Source organism: Citrobacter sp. CK199 (genome assembly GCF_030333285.1).
GTDB lineage: Bacteria > Pseudomonadota > Gammaproteobacteria > Enterobacterales > Enterobacteriaceae > Citrobacter_B > Citrobacter_B koseri.
Window position 1 is genome coordinate 1 of the sequence record NZ_JAOWGF010000026.1, and the last position, 17,215, is coordinate 17,215.

The 17,215-nt window shown below is 56.0% G+C and carries 17 protein-coding genes and 4 tRNA genes; 7 read left to right on the plus strand and 14 right to left on the minus strand.

Going from position 1 to position 17,215, the window contains the following annotated elements:
* Positions 1 to 135 precede the first annotated feature (135 nt).
* The 13 genes from OGX75_RS11095 to mltB form a co-directional block, all read right to left on the minus strand.
* Positions 136 to 212: transfer RNA gene (locus OGX75_RS11095), tRNA-Arg, on the minus strand.
* Between the two features lie 62 nt (positions 213 to 274).
* Positions 275 to 351 (minus strand) — tRNA-Arg (locus tag OGX75_RS11100).
* Between the two features lie 62 nt (positions 352 to 413).
* Positions 414 to 490, minus strand: a tRNA-Arg gene (locus tag OGX75_RS11105).
* Positions 491 to 493: 3 nt separating this feature from the next.
* A tRNA-Ser gene (locus OGX75_RS11110) sits at positions 494 to 586 on the minus strand.
* A gap of 340 nt (positions 587 to 926) precedes the next feature.
* A complete protein-coding gene (gene csrA / locus OGX75_RS11115) occupies positions 927 to 1,112 on the minus strand; it encodes a carbon storage regulator CsrA (RefSeq protein ID WP_000906486.1) in 186 nt (61 codons plus the stop codon).
* 239 nt (positions 1,113 to 1,351) lie between these two features.
* Positions 1,352 to 3,979: an alanine--tRNA ligase gene (alaS, locus tag OGX75_RS11120; protein ID WP_047461723.1), complete on the minus strand. Its 2,628-nt coding sequence runs from the start codon at positions 3,977 to 3,979 to the stop codon at positions 1,352 to 1,354.
* A 131-nt stretch (positions 3,980 to 4,110) separates the two neighbouring features.
* Positions 4,111 to 4,611, minus strand: coding sequence for a recombination regulator RecX (gene recX, locus OGX75_RS11125; protein WP_047461718.1), 501 nt, complete (start codon positions 4,609 to 4,611; stop codon positions 4,111 to 4,113).
* Between the two features lie 106 nt (positions 4,612 to 4,717).
* A complete protein-coding gene (recA, locus tag OGX75_RS11130) occupies positions 4,718 to 5,782 on the minus strand; it encodes a recombinase RecA (protein ID WP_101744114.1) in 1,065 nt (354 codons plus the stop codon).
* A gap of 96 nt (positions 5,783 to 5,878) precedes the next feature.
* Positions 5,879 to 6,376, minus strand: a complete 498-nt coding sequence (gene pncC, locus OGX75_RS11135; protein ID WP_024130886.1) for a nicotinamide-nucleotide amidase — start codon at positions 6,374 to 6,376, stop codon at positions 5,879 to 5,881.
* A 129-nt stretch (positions 6,377 to 6,505) separates the two neighbouring features.
* Positions 6,506 to 7,384, minus strand: coding sequence for a metal ABC transporter substrate-binding protein (locus OGX75_RS11140; RefSeq protein ID WP_024130887.1), 879 nt, complete (start codon positions 7,382 to 7,384; stop codon positions 6,506 to 6,508).
* A gap of 14 nt (positions 7,385 to 7,398) precedes the next feature.
* Positions 7,399 to 8,259: a metal ABC transporter permease gene (locus OGX75_RS11145; RefSeq protein WP_012134809.1), complete on the minus strand. Its 861-nt coding sequence runs from the start codon at positions 8,257 to 8,259 to the stop codon at positions 7,399 to 7,401.
* Positions 8,256 to 8,909, minus strand: a complete 654-nt coding sequence (locus tag OGX75_RS11150) for a metal ABC transporter ATP-binding protein (RefSeq protein ID WP_286451163.1) — start codon at positions 8,907 to 8,909, stop codon at positions 8,256 to 8,258. Before OGX75_RS11150 ends, OGX75_RS11145 begins: the two co-directional genes overlap by 4 nt.
* A 305-nt stretch (positions 8,910 to 9,214) precedes the next feature.
* Complete coding sequence (gene mltB, locus OGX75_RS11155) at positions 9,215 to 10,315, minus strand: lytic murein transglycosylase B (RefSeq protein WP_286451162.1); 1,101 nt, start codon at positions 10,313 to 10,315, stop codon at positions 9,215 to 9,217.
* Positions 10,316 to 10,570: 255 nt separating this feature from the next.
* Here mltB and srlA point away from each other — a divergent pair, with 255 nt between their 5' ends.
* From srlA to gutQ, 7 genes are all read left to right on the plus strand, one after another.
* Complete coding sequence (srlA, locus tag OGX75_RS11160) at positions 10,571 to 11,134, plus strand: PTS glucitol/sorbitol transporter subunit IIC (protein ID WP_012134812.1); 564 nt, start codon at positions 10,571 to 10,573, stop codon at positions 11,132 to 11,134.
* Positions 11,131 to 12,102, plus strand: coding sequence for a PTS glucitol/sorbitol transporter subunit IIB (gene srlE / locus OGX75_RS11165; protein ID WP_110493903.1), 972 nt, complete (start codon positions 11,131 to 11,133; stop codon positions 12,100 to 12,102). The genes srlA and srlE overlap by 4 nt, the downstream gene beginning before the upstream one ends.
* Before the next feature lie 11 nt (positions 12,103 to 12,113).
* Complete coding sequence (srlB, locus tag OGX75_RS11170) at positions 12,114 to 12,476, plus strand: PTS glucitol/sorbitol transporter subunit IIA (RefSeq protein WP_012134814.1); 363 nt, start codon at positions 12,114 to 12,116, stop codon at positions 12,474 to 12,476.
* An 18-nt stretch (positions 12,477 to 12,494) separates the two neighbouring features.
* Entirely contained in the window at positions 12,495 to 13,274 is a 780-nt protein-coding gene (gene srlD, locus OGX75_RS11175; protein ID WP_012134815.1) for a sorbitol-6-phosphate dehydrogenase, read from the plus strand.
* A gap of 101 nt (positions 13,275 to 13,375) precedes the next feature.
* Positions 13,376 to 13,735 carry a transcriptional regulator GutM gene (gutM, locus tag OGX75_RS11180; protein ID WP_286451161.1) on the plus strand — a complete coding sequence of 120 codons (360 nt, stop codon included), beginning with the start codon at positions 13,376 to 13,378 and terminating at the stop codon, positions 13,733 to 13,735.
* Between the two features lie 73 nt (positions 13,736 to 13,808).
* The gene (gene srlR, locus OGX75_RS11185) at positions 13,809 to 14,582 is read left to right on the plus strand and encodes a glucitol operon DNA-binding transcriptional repressor SrlR (protein WP_012134817.1); all 774 of its coding nucleotides are present in this window, start codon (positions 13,809 to 13,811) and stop codon (positions 14,580 to 14,582) included.
* Positions 14,575 to 15,540, plus strand: a complete 966-nt coding sequence (gene gutQ, locus OGX75_RS11190; RefSeq protein ID WP_286451160.1) for an arabinose-5-phosphate isomerase GutQ — start codon at positions 14,575 to 14,577, stop codon at positions 15,538 to 15,540. The genes srlR and gutQ overlap by 8 nt, the downstream gene beginning before the upstream one ends.
* Here gutQ and norR read toward each other — a convergent pair.
* Positions 15,537 to 17,057 (minus strand): nitric oxide reductase transcriptional regulator NorR, encoded by a 1,521-nt coding sequence (gene norR / locus OGX75_RS11195; RefSeq protein ID WP_012134819.1) that lies wholly within the window; start codon positions 17,055 to 17,057, stop codon positions 15,537 to 15,539. The two genes, gutQ and norR, sit on opposite strands and share 4 nt — an antisense overlap.
* Positions 17,058 to 17,215 lie beyond the last annotated feature (158 nt).

Genomic DNA, 17,215 nt, shown 5'->3' on the forward strand with positions numbered 1-17,215 from the left:
AGATGGTGCATCCGGGAGGATTACTCGGCTGCGCCTCGCCCTACGGGCCGTTGCTGAAGCAACGTTATCCTCCCTGGTGCTTGCGATAGCTTCGCAGACAATGAAACAACAGCGTAGCTGTTATACCGGGGAAGATGGTGCATCCGGGAGGATTCGAACCTCCGACCGCTCGGTTCGTAGCCGAGTACTCTATCCAGCTGAGCTACGGATGCATCGGGAAACTTACTTTATTGCAGATTTTGATACCGCTACTAAAGCCATATCAAGTAAGAGATGGTGCATCCGGGAGGATTCGAACCTCCGACCGCTCGGTTCGTAGCCGAGTACTCTATCCAGCTGAGCTACGGATGCATCGGGAAACTTACTTTATTGCAGATTTTGATACCGCTACTAAAGCCATATCAAGTAAGAGATGGTGCATCCGGGAGGATTCGAACCTCCGACCGCTCGGTTCGTAGCCGAGTACTCTATCCAGCTGAGCTACGGATGCAAATGGCGGTGAGGCGGGGATTCGAACCCCGGATGCAGCTTTTGACCGCATACTCCCTTAGCAGGGGAGCGCCTTCAGCCTCTCGGCCACCTCACCACGCGCCTCTTACGAGTGCTTCGAAGAACTTGTTTCTGCTCATCGTCGCTGCGTGGCGCACATATTACTTTCTGGGACTTATAAGTCAAACAATTTTTCCCACGCTTTTATCGTTTGCACACTTCACGCTCAATTAGTCTGCAAAAACGGCAAAAAGGGTGTTTTATCAACAGATAAATCGGCGTGTTACACCGCCTGAGCGCAGGCAGAAAAACCGAATAACCAGGAAAGAGCCTGCCGGCACGGGAAGCGATACGGAAAAAGAGTGAAGAAAAATGAAAAAGAGAAAGGACGCGAGGAGCAGGTTGCGCCTCATCGGAAGAGATGAGACGCGAAAACCTTAGTAACTGGACTGCTGGGATTTTTCAGCCTGGATACGCTGGTAGATCTCCTCACGATGGACAGAGACTTCTTTCGGGGCGTTTACGCCAATGCGCACCTGGTTGCCCTTTACCCCTAAAACTGTCACGGTGACCTCATCTCCAATCATGAGGGTCTCACCAACTCGACGAGTCAGAATCAGCATTCTTTGCTCCTTGAAAGATTAAAAGAGTCGGGTCTCTCTGTATCCCGGCATTATCCATCATATAACGCCAAAAAGTAAGCGATGACAAACACGTAAAGTGTAAGCAGTCACGGCATCACATTCTGTTAAACCTAAGTTTAGCCGATATACACAACTTCAACCTGACTTTATCGTTGTCAATAACGTTGATGCAAACGCCGCAGACCGGGGCCTGCGGCGTTAGATAACGCTTATAGTTATTACAGTTTTGCGCTAACCCAGCCTTTCACACTGGCTAACGCTGCTGGCAGAGCAGCCGCATCCGTACCACCGGCTTGCGCCATGTCTGGACGTCCGCCGCCCTTGCCGCCCACCTGCTGAGCGACCATGCCGACCAGCTCCCCTGCTTTCACGCGGTCGGTCACATCCTTCGACACGCCCGCAATCAGAGAAACCTTACCTTCCGCTACCGTTGCAAGAACGATAACGGTAGAACCCAGTTGATTTTTCAGATCATCAACCATCGTACGCAGCATTTTTGGCTCAACGCCCGCAAGCTCGCTAACCAGCAGCTTCACGCCGTTGATGTCAACCGCTTTGCTGGAAAGGTTCGCACTTTCCTGCGCGGCAGCCTGTTCTTTCAACTGCTGCAACTCTTTTTCAAGCTGACGCGTACGTTCCAGTACAGAACGGACTTTTTCGCCCAGATTCTGGCTGTCGCCCTTCAGCAGCTGTGCGATATCGCTTAAGCGATCGCTTTCAGCGTGCAGCGTAGCAATCGCGCCTTCGCCCGTAACCGCTTCAATACGGCGAACGCCTGCCGCAGTACCGGATTCAGAAACGATGCGGAACAGACCGATATCCCCCGTACGGCTGGCGTGCGTACCGCCACACAGTTCGGTGGAGAAATCGCCCATGCTCAGCACACGAACGCGATCGTCATACTTCTCGCCAAACAGCGCCATTGCGCCTTTAGCTTTCGCCGCTTCAAGGTCCATGATGTTGGTTTCGACCGGCAGGTTGCGACGGATTTGCGCATTCACCAGATCTTCCACCGCACGGATTTCAGACGGTTTCATCGCTTCATTATGCGAGAAGTCGAAACGCAGGACTTTGTCGTTAACCAGCGAGCCTTTCTGCGCTACGTGCGTGCCCAGAATCTGGCGCAGCGCCGCGTGCATCAGGTGCGTCGCAGAGTGATTCAGGCGAATACGCGCCCGGCGAGCGTCATCCACATCAGCCTGCACCGCATCACCCACTTTCAGGGAACCGGTCGAAAGCGTACCGATATGTCCAATCGCCTGGCCATATTTTTGCGTATCGCTAACCGCAAACGCGAAGCCTGCGCCTTTCAGTTCGCCTTTATCGCCAACCTGACCGCCGGATTCCGCATAGAACGGCGTCTGATCCAGCACGACAACGGCTTCCTGACCCGCGCTAATCGCATCTACCGCTTTACCATCCACAAACAGCGCGGTCACTTTACCGTTCAGTTCCAGATGGTCATAACCTTTAAATTCTGACGCGCCGTCAACGCGGATCATCGCGTTATAGTCTGCGCCAAAACCGCTGGCTTCACGCGCGCGACGACGCTGTTCTTCCATCGCGGCTTCAAATCCCGCTTCATCAACTTTGATGTTGCGCTCGCGGCAAACGTCCGCCGTCAGGTCAACCGGGAAGCCGTAGGTGTCATACAGACGGAAAGCGGTTTCGCCATCCAGCGTGTCGCCGGAAAGCTTCGCCAGCTCTTCGTCCAGCAGCGCCAGACCACGTTCCAGCGTACGGGCAAACTGCTCTTCTTCCGTTTTCAGAACCTGCTCAACCTGCGCCTGCTGGCGCTTCAGCTCTTCACCGGCAGAGCCCATAACGTCAATCAGCGGCCCAACCAGCTTGTAGAAGAAGGTCTCTTTCGCGCCCAGCATGTTGCCATGACGAACCGCACGACGAATGATACGGCGCAGCACATAGCCACGGTTTTCATTCGACGGAACCACGCCGTCGGCGATCAGGAAAGCGCAGGAACGGATGTGGTCGGCAATCACGCGCAGCGACTTGTTGCTCAGGTCAGTCGCGCCAGTCACCTTCGCAACGGCTTCAATCAACGTGCGGAACAGGTCAATTTCATAGTTGGAGTTAACGTGTTGCAACACAGCGGCGATACGCTCCAGACCCATACCGGTATCGACGGACGGTTTCGGCAGCGGTTCCATCGTGCCGTCAGCCTGACGGTTGAACTGCATGAAGACGATGTTCCAGATCTCAATATAGCGATCGCCATCTTCTTCCGGGCTTCCCGGAGGGCCGCCCCAGATGTGATCGCCGTGGTCGTAGAAGATCTCGGTACATGGACCGCACGGCCCTGTATCGCCCATCTGCCAGAAGTTGTCGGACGCGTATGCCGCGCCTTTGTTATCACCAATTCGGATGATACGTTCACGCGGAATGCCGACTTCTTTTTCCCAGATCTCGTAGGCTTCATCGTCAGTTTCATAGACGGTCACCCACAGACGCTCTTTTGGCAGGGCAAACCAGTTTTCACCGGTCAGCAGTTCCCACGCAAACTGAATCGCGTCGTGTTTGAAATAGTCGCCGAAGCTGAAGTTACCCAGCATTTCGAAGAAGGTGTGGTGACGTGCAGTGTAACCGACGTTTTCCAGATCGTTGTGTTTACCACCCGCACGTACGCAACGCTGCGAAGTGGTGGCGCGGGAATAATTACGCTTGTCGAGCCCAAGGAAAACATCCTTGAACTGGTTCATCCCGGCGTTGGTAAACAACAAAGTTGGGTCATTGTTTGGCACCAGGGAGCTGCTGGCAACTACCTGATGTCCCTTACTGTGGAAAAAATCGAGAAACGCCTGACGGATCTCAGCGGTGCTCTTGCTCATAATTATCCTGAAATCAAGCTAACGAAATATCATTACCCGCCTCAGCGCTCATATGCCCTGCCCGGCTGGCAATTGAAAAAAGTGGGAATAAGATAAGTTTTCTTTACGGGGAAGTAAAATCCCGTATGCAGTCAATCGTCAAAATTTCGCCATATCTCCTGAATATCCTCCATCAGATAGCCACGATAAAGCAGGAAACGCTGGACTTTGACCTTTTCCGAAAATGCGGCTGGTAAGGGTTCGCCATATTTGCGGATCGCCTGTTCGCGTGCAAGAAGCAACCACTCAATCTCGCATTCACGCATCGCGCGTTCAATCGCCTCACGCGCAATGCCTTTTTGATTCAGCTCCTGCCGAATACGTGCCGGGCCATAACCTTTACGGCTGCGGCTGGCGATAAAGCGCGAAACAAAACGATGATCATCAAGGTAGTTGTGCTCATGGCACCAGGCGATAACCCGCTCATAGTCTTCCGGTGCCGCATCGATCTCTTCCGGCCCGTTTTTTCCCATAACCGGTGCAGAGAGTTTACGCCGCAGTTCCTGTTCACTGTGATCGCGTACCGCCAGAATACGTACCGCGCGATCCAGCAGACGGTTATATGCGGGGCGTCGCGGTGTGGATTCACTCATAACAAACCTTCGGAAAAAGAAATGCAAAAAGGGCTGCAAAATATGCAGCCCTTCAAAGTATAAGCCCGATAAGACGCCATAGCGCCGCCACCGGGCAATGCAACGATTAGAAATCTTCGTTGGTTTCTTTCACACCTTCACCGTTGTCATCAACGGTGAAGTCTGGCGTCGAGTCCTGATTGCTCAGCAGCAGCTCACGCACTTTTTTCTCGATCTCTTTGGCGGTCGCCGGGTTCTCTTTCAGCCAGGCAGTGGCATTCGCTTTACCCTGACCGATTTTCTCGCCGTTATAGCTGTACCATGCACCGGCTTTCTCGATCAGCTTCTCTTTCACGCCCAGGTCAACCAGTTCGCCATAGAAGTTAATGCCTTCGCCGTAGAGGATCTGGAACTCAGCCTGTTTAAACGGCGCGGCGATTTTGTTCTTCACAACCTTCACGCGGGTTTCGCTACCCACGACGTTTTCGCCCTCTTTCACCGCGCCGATACGACGGATATCCAGACGAACGGACGCGTAGAATTTCAGCGCGTTACCCCCGGTAGTGGTTTCCGGGTTACCGAACATGACGCCAATTTTCATACGGATCTGGTTGATGAAGATCAGCAGGGTATTGGACTGTTTCAGGTTACCGGCCAGCTTACGCATCGCCTGGCTCATCATACGCGCCGCGAGGCCCATATGAGAGTCGCCGATTTCACCTTCGATTTCCGCTTTCGGCGTCAACGCCGCCACGGAGTCAACAACGATAACGTCTACAGCGCCTGAACGCGCCAGCGCATCACAGATTTCCAGCGCCTGCTCGCCGGTGTCCGGCTGGGAGCACAGCAGGTTGTCGATATCGACGCCCAGTTTGCGGGCATAGATAGGGTCCAGCGCATGTTCGGCGTCGATAAACGCACAGGTTTTGCCTTCACGCTGTGCAGCGGCAATCACCTGAAGCGTCAGGGTGGTTTTACCGGAGGATTCCGGCCCGTAGATTTCTACGATACGCCCCATCGGCAGGCCACCCGCGCCCAGCGCGATATCCAGAGAAAGCGAACCGGTGGAGATGGTTTCCACATCCATGGAACGGTCTTCACCCAGGCGCATGATGGAGCCTTTACCGAATTGTTTTTCGATCTGGCCCAGCGCTGCCGCCAACGCTTTCTGTTTGTTTTCGTCGATAGCCATTAACTACTCCTGTCATGAGCCGGGGTCCGCTTGCGCTTGTACCGGATAGTGAATTCTGTACTGTTAGGTGCGATTATACTGTACAGTCATACAGTATCAAGTGTTTTGTAGAAATTGTTGCCAGAGCGTTTTGAGCGCATATTCCGTCGCCTGGCGACGTACGCTGTCACGGTCGCCGCTAAAGCACTCCCGGCGGGTGATCCCCTCGCCCTGCGCGGTTGCGAAACCAAACCAGACAGTGCCGACGGGCTTCACGTCGCTGCCGCCGTCCGGCCCGGCAATACCGCTGATAGAAACGGCATAATCCGCGCGGGCCGCTCTGAGCGCGCCAATCGCCATCTCAATCACCACCGGTTCGCTGACCGCGCCGTGCTGCTCAAGCGTCGGTTCGCGCACGCCAATCATTTGCGCTTTCGCTTCATTACTGTAGGTAACAAAACCGCGTTCAAACCAGGCGGAACTCCCGGCGATATCGGTAATCACTTTCGCTACCCAACCGCCCGTGCAGGACTCCGCTGTCGTTAGCGTTGCGCCGCGCTGTTTCAGCGCCAGCCCTACCACTTCGCTTAACTGCATCAATTCATGGTCAGTCATCATCGCTTAAGGCTCCTGAAAAACGTGCAGCACAAGATAGCACTTTCTGAGCAGATATGGGGACGAGGTGCGGATTTTACGAGGAGGCTTCAGAAAAAAGCCGATGCGAAGCATCGGCCAATCGTACGGTTACTTCATGCTGTTGGCGATGGTCTCAACATTGTGGCGAAACGCTTTTACGTAGCTATCCGCCACGCCGCCTTTTGCCGACAAGGCTTCAGGATACAGCTCGCCGCCCGGCTGCGCGCCCGTCGCGCTGGCGATCTGTTTTACCAGACGCGGATCGAGCTGATTCTCCATAAACCAGGTGTTCACTCCATCCGCTTTAATCTGCTTAATGAGCGCGGCGACCTGCGCGGCAGAGGCTTCACTTTCCGACGACAGCCCCTGCGGCGCCAAAAACTCAACACCGTAGGCACGACCGAAATAACCGAAGGCGTCGTGGCTGGTCAGCACCTTGCGTTTCTCCTGCGGGATCTGGCTAAAGCGCGCTTTCGCCCACGCGTCCAGTTCAGTCAGCTGTGCGATATAAGGTTTGCCGGAAGCCTCCAGCGCGGCTTTATCCTGCGGGTCGGCGTTGACCAGCCCGGAAAGAATATTCTGCGCATACAGCGCGCCGTTCGCTGCGCTATTCCAGGCATGTGGATCGGTGACGGTTTCGCCGTCTTCATCCAGCGTATGCGTCTTCACCCCGTCGGAAGCCACTACCAGCGTACCTTTGAAACCGGAGGCTTTTACCAGCCGGTCAAGCCACCCCTCCAGCCCCAGCCCGTTCACTACCACCACATCCGCTTTGCTCAACGCCGCGCTGTCTTTCGGCGAAGGCTCGAAGGTATGCGGATCGCCATCCGGCCCAACCAGCGTAGTGACGTTGACATTCTTGCCGCCGACCTCCTGAGTGATGTCGCCGAGAATAGAAAAACTCGTCACCACATTCAGCGTTTTCGCCAGCGCGCCTTGCGTCATCAACCCCAACGCGAGCGCAATCATTACCCCTGTACGTTTCATCTTTTCCCCTTGCATTAAAAAAGCGCGCGCAGACTGTCAGCCAGCCTGCTGCGCGTGCCGAATAAAATGGAAATAAAGAACAGCGCGCTGGCGGTCAGTACAATCGACGGCCCGGCGGGTAAACTCACCGCCCAGGAAAGGCTTAGCCCCAGCCATGCACAGACGACGCCGCTGCCGCCGGCGAGCAATAACAGCCCCGGTAACGTGCGCGCCCAGCAGCGGGCCGCAACGGCAGGAAGCATCATCAGCCCTACCGCCATCAGCGTGCCGAGTACCTGAAAGCCAGCCACCAGATTCAACACCAGCAACGAGAGAAACAGCCCGTGCAGCAGCGAAGGCAGCCAGCGCGCGTTAACCTGCAACCATGCGGTATCAAACGCTTCACTCACCAGACCACGATAGAAAATCGCCAGCATGATCAATGTGAATGCGCATACCCCCGCCACGAACAGCGCGGAATCGCGATCGACCGCCAGAATGGAACCAAACAGAAGATGCAGCAGATCGACATTTGACCCGCGCAGCGACACCAGCGTAACCCCCAGCGCCAGCGATCCCAGGTAGAACCCGGCGAAGCTGGCGTCTTCTTTTAGCGGCGTACGGCGACTCACCATTCCCGCCACCAGCGCTACCGTAATCCCGGCGATAAACCCGCCGATGCTCATTGCCAGCAATGACATTCCACTGAGCAGATAGCCCACCGCCACGCCGGGTAGCACCGCATGCGACAGCGCGTCTCCCATCAGGCTCATACGTCGCAGCAGTAAAAAGACGCCAAGCGCCGTCGTGCTGACCGAAAGCGCCAGACAGACCACCAGCGCCCGCCGCATAAAGCCGTATTCAATAAACGGCTGAAAGAAGATATGCCAGATCATGCCACCCTCACCCGCTCGGTCATCCAGTGAGACACATCCGTATCCAGCCGTAACGTCTGCGGAAAATAGCGCGCCACCCGTTCGCTGTCGTGCAGCACCGCCAGCACCGTTTGCCCTCGCTGATACATCTCCAGCATCAGCCCCATCAGTACGTTGCAGGTCTCCTCATCCACGCCGGTAAAGGGTTCATCCAGCATGACCAGCGGCGCTTCCTGCACCAGCACACGGGCAAACAGCATGCGTTGAAACTGACCGCCAGAGAGTTCATCAATGGTCATCGTCGCCATTGCCTCCAGCCCCACGCGCTCAATAGCGTGGGCGACACGCAGACGGGTTTTGCGTTGAAATCCCCCCAGCAGGGAAATAGCAGGCCAGCACCCCATGCTCACCACGTCCTGAACGGTAAGCGGAAACTGCGTCTCCAGCGCGTGACGTTGCGCCAGCCAGCCAATTACCGGGCGGCGTCCGCGCCAGTGAAATGCGCCGCTCACCGGAGGAAGAAAACCGGCCAGCGTTTTCAGCAGCGTTGATTTACCGCAGCCGTTAGCGCCGATAATCGCCGTCATGCTGCCGCGTTCCAGCGTGCCGGTCAGCGGCGACGTGACCGGCTGTCGCTCGTAACCGGCCACCAGTTGATTCAGGATAATCATGGCAATGCCACCGCCCAGCGCACGGCCAGTCCGATAAACAAAACAAGCGCGATAGCCATCAACAGGCGAGTCAAAGCCGAAAGAGAGAAGAGTGAAGCAGACATATTCGCACCACAATAAAATGTTATAACATAACAATAATAAAATGCGATGCGGATGTAAATTGCCAGGAAAAAAGGGAGTGTGGCGAAATGTTTCAGACGTGAAATAGCGCAGCAACGGCGCTGCACGCTCCCCTTTCTCTCAGGGAAAAGGGAGCGTAATCCAGACCGGGTAAGCGTAGCCCCCCGGAAAACACACCGCGGCTACTGACTAAACGGCGACGCCGCAGGTACACGCGCCAGCGCGACGGCCTGACCAAGCTGCCAGACCGCCATCGCATAGTGAGTGCTGTGGTTATAGCGCGTGATGGCATAGAAGTTCGGCAACCCGTACCAGTACTGATAGCCCGTACCCACATCCAGGCACAGCAGGCTGGACTGCTGATGATTGCCCAGCGACTGCTGCGGCGTCAGCCCGGCGGCCGCAAGCTGAGAAATGCTGTACTGAGTTTTAAAGCCGTTCGCCAGCCCCGGCGCCTGACCGTTGGCCGGAACGGCGACCACATCGCCTTTCACCCAACCGTGGGATTTGAAATAGTTCGCCACGCTGCCGATGGCGTCAACCGGGTCCCACAGGTTGATGTGCCCGTCGCCGTTAAAGTCCACCGCGTACTGCTTATAGGACGACGGCATAAACTGTCCGTACCCCATCGCACCGGCAAAAGACCCTTTCAGATCCAGCGGGTCGTCCTGCTCATCACGCGCCATCAGCAGGAACGTTTCCAGCTCGCCGGAGAAATACTCCGCCCGACGCGGATAGTTAAACGACAGCGTCGCCAGCGCATCCAGAATTCGCGTTTTACCCATGATGCGGCCCCAGCGGGTTTCCACGCCAATAATGCCGACGATAATCTCCGGCGGGACGCCATAAACCTGCCATGCACGGTTCAACGCATCCTCATATTGATTCCAGAACGCCACGCCGTTTTGCACATTGTCCGGGGTAATAAACTGCTTACGATAGCGCAACCATGCGCCATTCGGCCCCGCTGGCGGTTGCGTGGTCGGCGCCTGTCTGTCCATCAGTCGCAGAACGTAGTCCAGGCGCTTCGCCTGCGACAGGATCTCCTGCAACTGCTGGCGATTAAAACCGTGCTTGTTCACCATCTTCTCAATGAACTGCTGCGCGTTCGGATTATTGGCGAAATCACCGCCCATCACCATGACATTGTGCTGTGGCTCAAGCAGGAAACCGCCGGACGGCGCTCCCGTTGTCGTTTGAATTTCTGAAGACTGTGGTTTGCTGCTACAGGCAGCAAGCAACGCAAAGAGAGGAAGTAGTGCTACATAACGACGCTTGAACATGAGACATCCATTAAACAGATTCAGCCAGGGGGAAGTATGGTAAAGCATCCCGCTTCGCACAAGGAAGCGCTCTTCACAGAATACGCACTATTCTCCCGTAACATCCCTGCTTTTTTTCTCCGCAACAAACGTAAACTTTCACTTTAAAATATTTATCTTTCATTTTGAGATCAAAATAACACTTTTAAATCTTTCGATCTGATTAAAATAACTCACCAATTGGCAAGATAACAACAAACCCTACAGGAGAGAACAATGATCGAAACCATTACACATGGTGCGGAGTGGTTTATCGGGCTGTTCCAGAAAGGCGGAGAGGTGTTCACCAGTATGGTGACCGGCATCCTTCCGCTTTTGATAAGCCTGCTGGTCATCATGAATGCCTTAATAAACTTCATTGGCCAGCAGCGTATTGAACGTTTTGCCCAGCGCTGCGCCGGGAACCCGTTATCCCGTTACCTGCTGCTGCCGTGCATCGGTACGTTTGTGTTTTGTAACCCGATGACGCTGAGCCTGGGCCGCTTTATGCCAGAAAAATACAAGCCCAGTTACTACGCGGCGGCCTCCTACAGCTGCCACTCGATGAACGGACTGTTCCCGCACATCAACCCCGGCGAGCTGTTTGTTTACCTGGGCATCGCCAGCGGCCTGACGACACTCGGCCTCCCGCTTGGCCCGCTCGCCGTCAGCTATCTGCTGGTCGGTCTGGTCACCAACTTCTTCCGTGGCTGGGTGACTGACCTCACTACATCCATCTTTGAGAAAAAAATGGGCATTCAACTTGAGCAGAAAGTCCACCTGGCTGGAGCGACATCATGACGCGTATTCGTATTGAGAAAGGCACCGGCGGCTGGGGCGGCCCGCTTGAACTGGATGCAACACCCGGAAAGAAAATCGTCTACATCACCGCCGGGACGCGTCCGGGGATTGTCGACAAACTGGCGCAACTGACAGGCTGGCAGGCGGTGGATGGCTTTAAAGAGGGCGAACCACCTGAGGAAGAGATCGGCGCGGCGATTATCGACTGCGGCGGCACGCTGCGCTGCGGGATTTATCCGAAGCGGCGCATTCCAACCATCAACATCCACTCTACCGGGAAGTCGGGGCCGCTGGCGCAGTACATCGTGGAAGATATTTACGTCTCCGGGGTGAAAGAAGAGAACATCACGCTGAGCGGTGAGGCGCCTGCAAACGCGCAGCCTGTCGCCTCGCCTGCGGGCCGCGATTACGACGCCAGCAAAAAAATCACCGAACAGAGCGATGGCCTCTTGGCGAAAGTCGGTATGGGGATGGGCTCAGCGGTAGCGGTGCTGTTCCAGTCCGGGCGCGACACCATCGATACGGTGCTGAAAACCATTCTGCCGTTTATGGCCTTCGTCTCGGCGCTGATCGGCATCATTATGGCCTCCGGTCTCGGCGACTGGATCGCTCACGGCCTGGCGCCGCTTGCCAGCCATCCGCTGGGGCTGGTCACGCTGGCGCTCATCTGTTCATTCCCGCTGCTGTCGCCCTTCCTCGGCCCTGGCGCGGTGATCGCCCAGGTTATCGGGGTGCTGATTGGCGTGCAGATTGGTCTGGGTAATATCCCTCCCCATCTGGCGCTGCCCGCGCTGTTCGCGATTAACGCTCAGGCCGCGTGCGACTTTATTCCGGTCGGTTTATCGCTGGCGGAGGCCCGCCAGGACACCGTTCGCGTCGGCGTGCCTTCCGTGCTGGTGAGCCGCTTCCTGACCGGCGCGCCTACCGTTCTCATCGCCTGGTTTGTTTCCGGCTTTATTTATCAATAAGAGGTTCAGAGATGACCGTGATTTACCAGACCACCATCACCCGTATCGGCGAGAGCGCGCCGGACGCGCTCTGCGACAGGATGCTGATTACCTTTCGTGAAGGCGCGCCTGCGGATATCGAAGCGTTTTGCTTTATCCACTGCCACGGCGAGCTGAACGGCACGCTGCAACCCGGCGCACAGTTTCAACTGGGTGAGCATCGCTATCCGGTGACTGCTGTGGGCAGCGTGGCCGAGCAGAATCTGCGTGAACTGGGGCATATCACCCTGCGCTTCGACGGGCTGAACGAGGCGGAATTTCCCGGCACCGTACACGTTGCGGGGCCAGTACCGGACGACATCGCGCCGGGCTGTATTTTGAAGTTTGTGGCTTAAAGGTTTAAGGAGAGAAAAATGAATCAGGTTGCCGTTGTCATTGGTGGAGGCCAGACCCTGGGGGCCTTCCTCTGCCGTGGGCTTGCAGAGGTCGGTTATCGCGTCGCCGTTGTGGATATTCAGAGTGATAAAGCTGCAAATGTGGCGCAGGAGATTAACGCCGCGTTTGGCGAAGGCATGGCGTACGGTTTTGGCGCCGATGCCACCAGCGAACAGAGCGTTCTGGCGCTCTCTCGCGGAGTCGATGAAATTTTTGGTCGGGTTGATCTGCTGGTCTACAGCGCGGGCATCGCCAAAGCGGCGTTTATCAGCGATTTTCAACTCGGCGATTTCGACCGCTCGCTACAGGTGAATCTGGTGGGGTATTTCCTCTGCGCTCGCGAATTCTCCCGCCTGATGATCCGCGACGGCATTCAGGGACGCATTATCCAGATCAACTCCAAGTCCGGGAAAGTGGGCAGTAAACACAACTCCGGCTATAGCGCGGCGAAGTTCGGCGGCGTGGGCTTAACCCAGTCGCTGGCGCTGGATCTGGCAGAATACGGCATTACCGTGCATTCGCTGATGCTTGGCAACCTGCTGAAATCACCAATGTTCCAGTCACTGCTACCGCAGTACGCCGCCAAGCTTGGCATCAAGCCGGACGAAGTGGAGCAGTATTACATCGACAAAGTTCCGTTAAAACGCGGCTGTGATTATCAGGACGTACTGGACATGCTGCTGTTTTACGCCAGCGCGAAGGCGTCGTACTGCACCGGACAGTCCATCAATGTAACCGGCGGTCAGGTGATGTTTTAAGAGGTATGATTGCCCGGTGGCGCTGCGCTTACCGGGCCTACGAATATTATGTAGGCCGGATAAGGCGCAGCCGCCATCCGGCAAAATCAAAGGAGCGCATTATGGTTTCCGCACTGATCACCGTCGCCGTTATCGCCTGGTGTGCGCAACTGGCGCTGGGCGGCTGGCAAATCTCCCGCTTTAACCGGGCGTTTGACAAACTTTGCCAACGAGGGCGAGTGGGCGTCGGGCGCTCCGGCGGACGCTTTAAACCGCGAGTGGTGGTCGCCATCGCTCTGGATGACCAGCAGTGCGTTACGGATACCTTATTCATGAAAGGTCTCACCGTCTTTGCCCGACCGGTTAAAATTCCCGCAATACAGGGCAAACATCTTGATGAATTACAGCCTGATGTGATCTTTCCCCATGATTCGCTCTCACAGAATGCACTATCATTAGCGCTTAAACTGAAACATGGGTAATTTCGTTGTGAATGCTAATTGCTTGCGAAATTATCATTTCACAACTTATACATCAGTCAGGGTAATTACGCCTATGAAACCACGTCAGCGTCAGGCTGCTATTCTGGAGCATCTGCAAAAGCAGGGAAAATGCTCGGTTGAGGAGTTGGCCCAGTACTTTGACACCACGGGCACCACCATTCGCAAAGACCTGGTCATTCTGGAAAATGCCGGAACCGTTATTCGCACGTATGGCGGCGTGGTGTTGAATAAAGATGAATCCGACCCGCCTATCGATCACAAAACGCTGATCAACACCCATAAAAAGGCGTTGATCGCACAAGCGGCTGTCCAGTTTATCCACGATGGCGACTCCATCATCCTTGATGCCGGAAGCACCGTGTTGCAGATGGTGCCGATGCTTACCCGCTTTAGCAATATCACCGTCATGACCAACAGCCTGCACATTGTTAACGCCCTTTCGGAGCTGGACAACGAGCAGACCATCCTGATGCCCGGCGGCACATTCCGCAAAAAATCTGCGTCATTTCACGGTCAGCTGGCAGAAAACGCCTTTGAGCAGTTCAGTTTTGATAAACTGTTCATGGGCACCGACGGCATCGATCTCAATGCCGGAGTGACCACCTTTAATGAGGTCTATACCGTCAGCAAAGCGATGTGCAATGCCGCACGCGAAGTGATTCTGATGGCGGACTCCTCAAAATTTGGGCGTAAAAGCCCCAACGTTGTGTGCAGTCTGGAAAGCGTCGACAAACTGGTTACCGACGCGGGTATCGACCCCGCGTTTCGTCAGGCGCTGGAAGCAAAAGGGATTGAAGTGATCATAACCGGAGAAACCAATGAGTGATGCATTACTGAACGCGGGTCGCCAGACATTACTGCTGGAGTTACAGGAAGCAAGCCGTCTGCCGGAACGCCTGGGCGATGATTTTGTCCGTGCCGCCAATACTATCCTCCACTGCGAAGGCAAAGTGATTGTCTCCGGTATTGGCAAGTCAGGCCATATCGGCAAAAAAATCGCCGCGACTCTCGCCAGTACAGGAACGCCCGCGTTCTTTGTCCACCCGGCAGAAGCGTTACATGGCGATCTCGGCATGATCGAAAGCCGGGACGTGATGCTGTTCATCTCCTATTCCGGCGGAGCGAAAGAGCTGGATCTCATTATTCCGCGCCTGGAAGATAAATCGATAACCCTGTTGGCGATGACCGGAAAGCCAACCTCCCCGCTGGGTCTGGCGGCAAAGGCTGTGCTGGATATCTCCGTTGAGCGTGAAGCCTGCCCGATGCACCTGGCGCCGACCTCCAGCACCGTCAACACCCTGATGATGGGCGACGCGCTGGCTATGGCGGTGATGCAGGCGCGCGGTTTCAATGAAGAGGATTTCGCCCGTTCACACCCTGCCGGGGCGCTGGGCGCGCGTCTGCTCAACAAAGTCCATCACCTGATGCGCCGTGACGATGCGGTGCCGCAGGTTCAGCTCACCACCAGCGTGATGGACGCCATGCTGGAGCTGAGCCGTACCGGGTTAGGTCTGGTTGCGGTATGCGACGCGCAGCGCGTTGTAAAAGGCGTCTTTACCGACGGCGACCTGCGCCGCTGGCTGATTGGCGGCGGCACGCTGGCTACGCCGGTCAGCGAAGCGATGACCCACAACGGCATTACGTTGCAGGAGCAGAGCCGCGCCATCGATGCCAAAGAACTTCTGATGAAGCGCAAGATCACCGCCGCGCCGGTGGTGGATGAAAACGGTAAACTCACCGGCGCAATCAACCTGCAAGATTTCTACCAGGCAGGCATCATCTAACTTTTCAGCCCCAGACGCTTCGCCAGCCGATGCAGGTTGGCGACGTCTGTCTCCAGCGCTCGCGCGCAGGCGGCCCAGTTGTGGTTATTTTGCGCCAGCGCACGGCGAATCATCTCCCGCTGGAAAGCCTCGGTAGCGTCGCGCAAATTGTGATTTGCCGGTAGCGTCGGCGTACTGTCGTCAGGCAGAGCGGGAGAAACCTCCTCCTGTAAGGCAAAATGCTGCGCTTCCAGCACCACCTCATCCCCCGCCCGGGTCGCTCTTGCCAGAACCACCGCACGGTGGATCGCATGTTCCAGTTCGCGAACGTTCCCCGGCCAGCCATAGCTCAGCAGATGGCTACGCGCCCCCGGGCTCAGCACCACGCGGGAAAGCCCCAGCCGCAGGCGGCACTGTTCGCAAAAATACCCGGCCAGCAAGACCACATCCTCACCACGCTCACGCAGCGGCGGCACGGAGAGCGGGAACACGCTCAAACGGTGGAACAGGTCGGCGCGAAAACGCCCGGCCAGCACCTCTTCGCGTAAGTCGCGGTTAGTCGCCGCCAGCACGCGCACGTCAACGCGCAGGCTGCGATCGTCCCCGACGCGTTGAATATCGCCATACTGCAAAACGCGCAGCAGTTTCGCCTGCAACGCCAGCGACAGCTCGCCGATCTCATCAAGAAACAGCGTGCCGTTATCGGCCATTTCGAACTTACCGCTACGGTTGCTGATTGCCCCGGTAAACGCCCCTTTGACGTGGCCAAAAAGCTCGCTCTCCGCCACGCTTTCCGGCAGCGCGGCGCAGTTCAGATACACCAGCGGGTTCACCGCCCGTGGCGAGCCTTCGTGAATCGCTTTCGCCACCAGCTCTTTCCCGGTTCCCGTTTCGCCGCTGATCAGCACGTTGAGATCCGACCCCGCCACAATCTCAATCTCTTTTTTCAACTGCATCATATTTGGCGACAGGCCGATCATCTGCGTTTCTTTCACCTGTTCGAAAGAGGCGGAAGACCCCGGCAACATATTCTGGCTTTCTAATTGCTCAATAAGCAGCGCATTGCTCAGCGCCCCCGCCGCCAGCGCTGCGATGAGCCGCAGTTCTTCATCGCTGAAAACATCAAACTGATCGGGTTCCATGCCGTCAAGCGTAAGTGCGCCAATCAGGGTTTGCCCGGCGAACAGCGGCAGCCCGATACAGGCGTGTACCTTCAGGCTCTCCTGATCCGGGATCAGCCCGTCATACGGGTCCGGCAGGTCGCTGTCGGCCGGAAAACGCACCACATCCCCGGCACGGGCAATGGCTTCCAGTCGCGGATGCCCTTCCAGAGTAAAGCGCCTGCCCAGTACATCCTGCGCCAGACCGTCGATCGCCAGCGGAATAAACTGCCGCCCCTCATAGCGCAGCAGCGCCGACGCATCGCACTCCAGCACCTGACGCAGCGTGGTGATCAGGCGCTGAAAGCGGTCCTGATGCCCGATACCACTTTGTAATTCAATGGCGATGCCCGCCAGGACATCAACTGAAAAGCTCATGGCTACCTCATTGTCATTTTGACAATCAATAGTGTCATATTGACAATTAATTGAATAGTCTTTTTGACTACCATTTTATGAGTATAAAATTTTTAATTACTTAAAATCAATCAGTTAAAAAGTTGGCACGCATCCTGCTATTAGCAATACATCTTTCT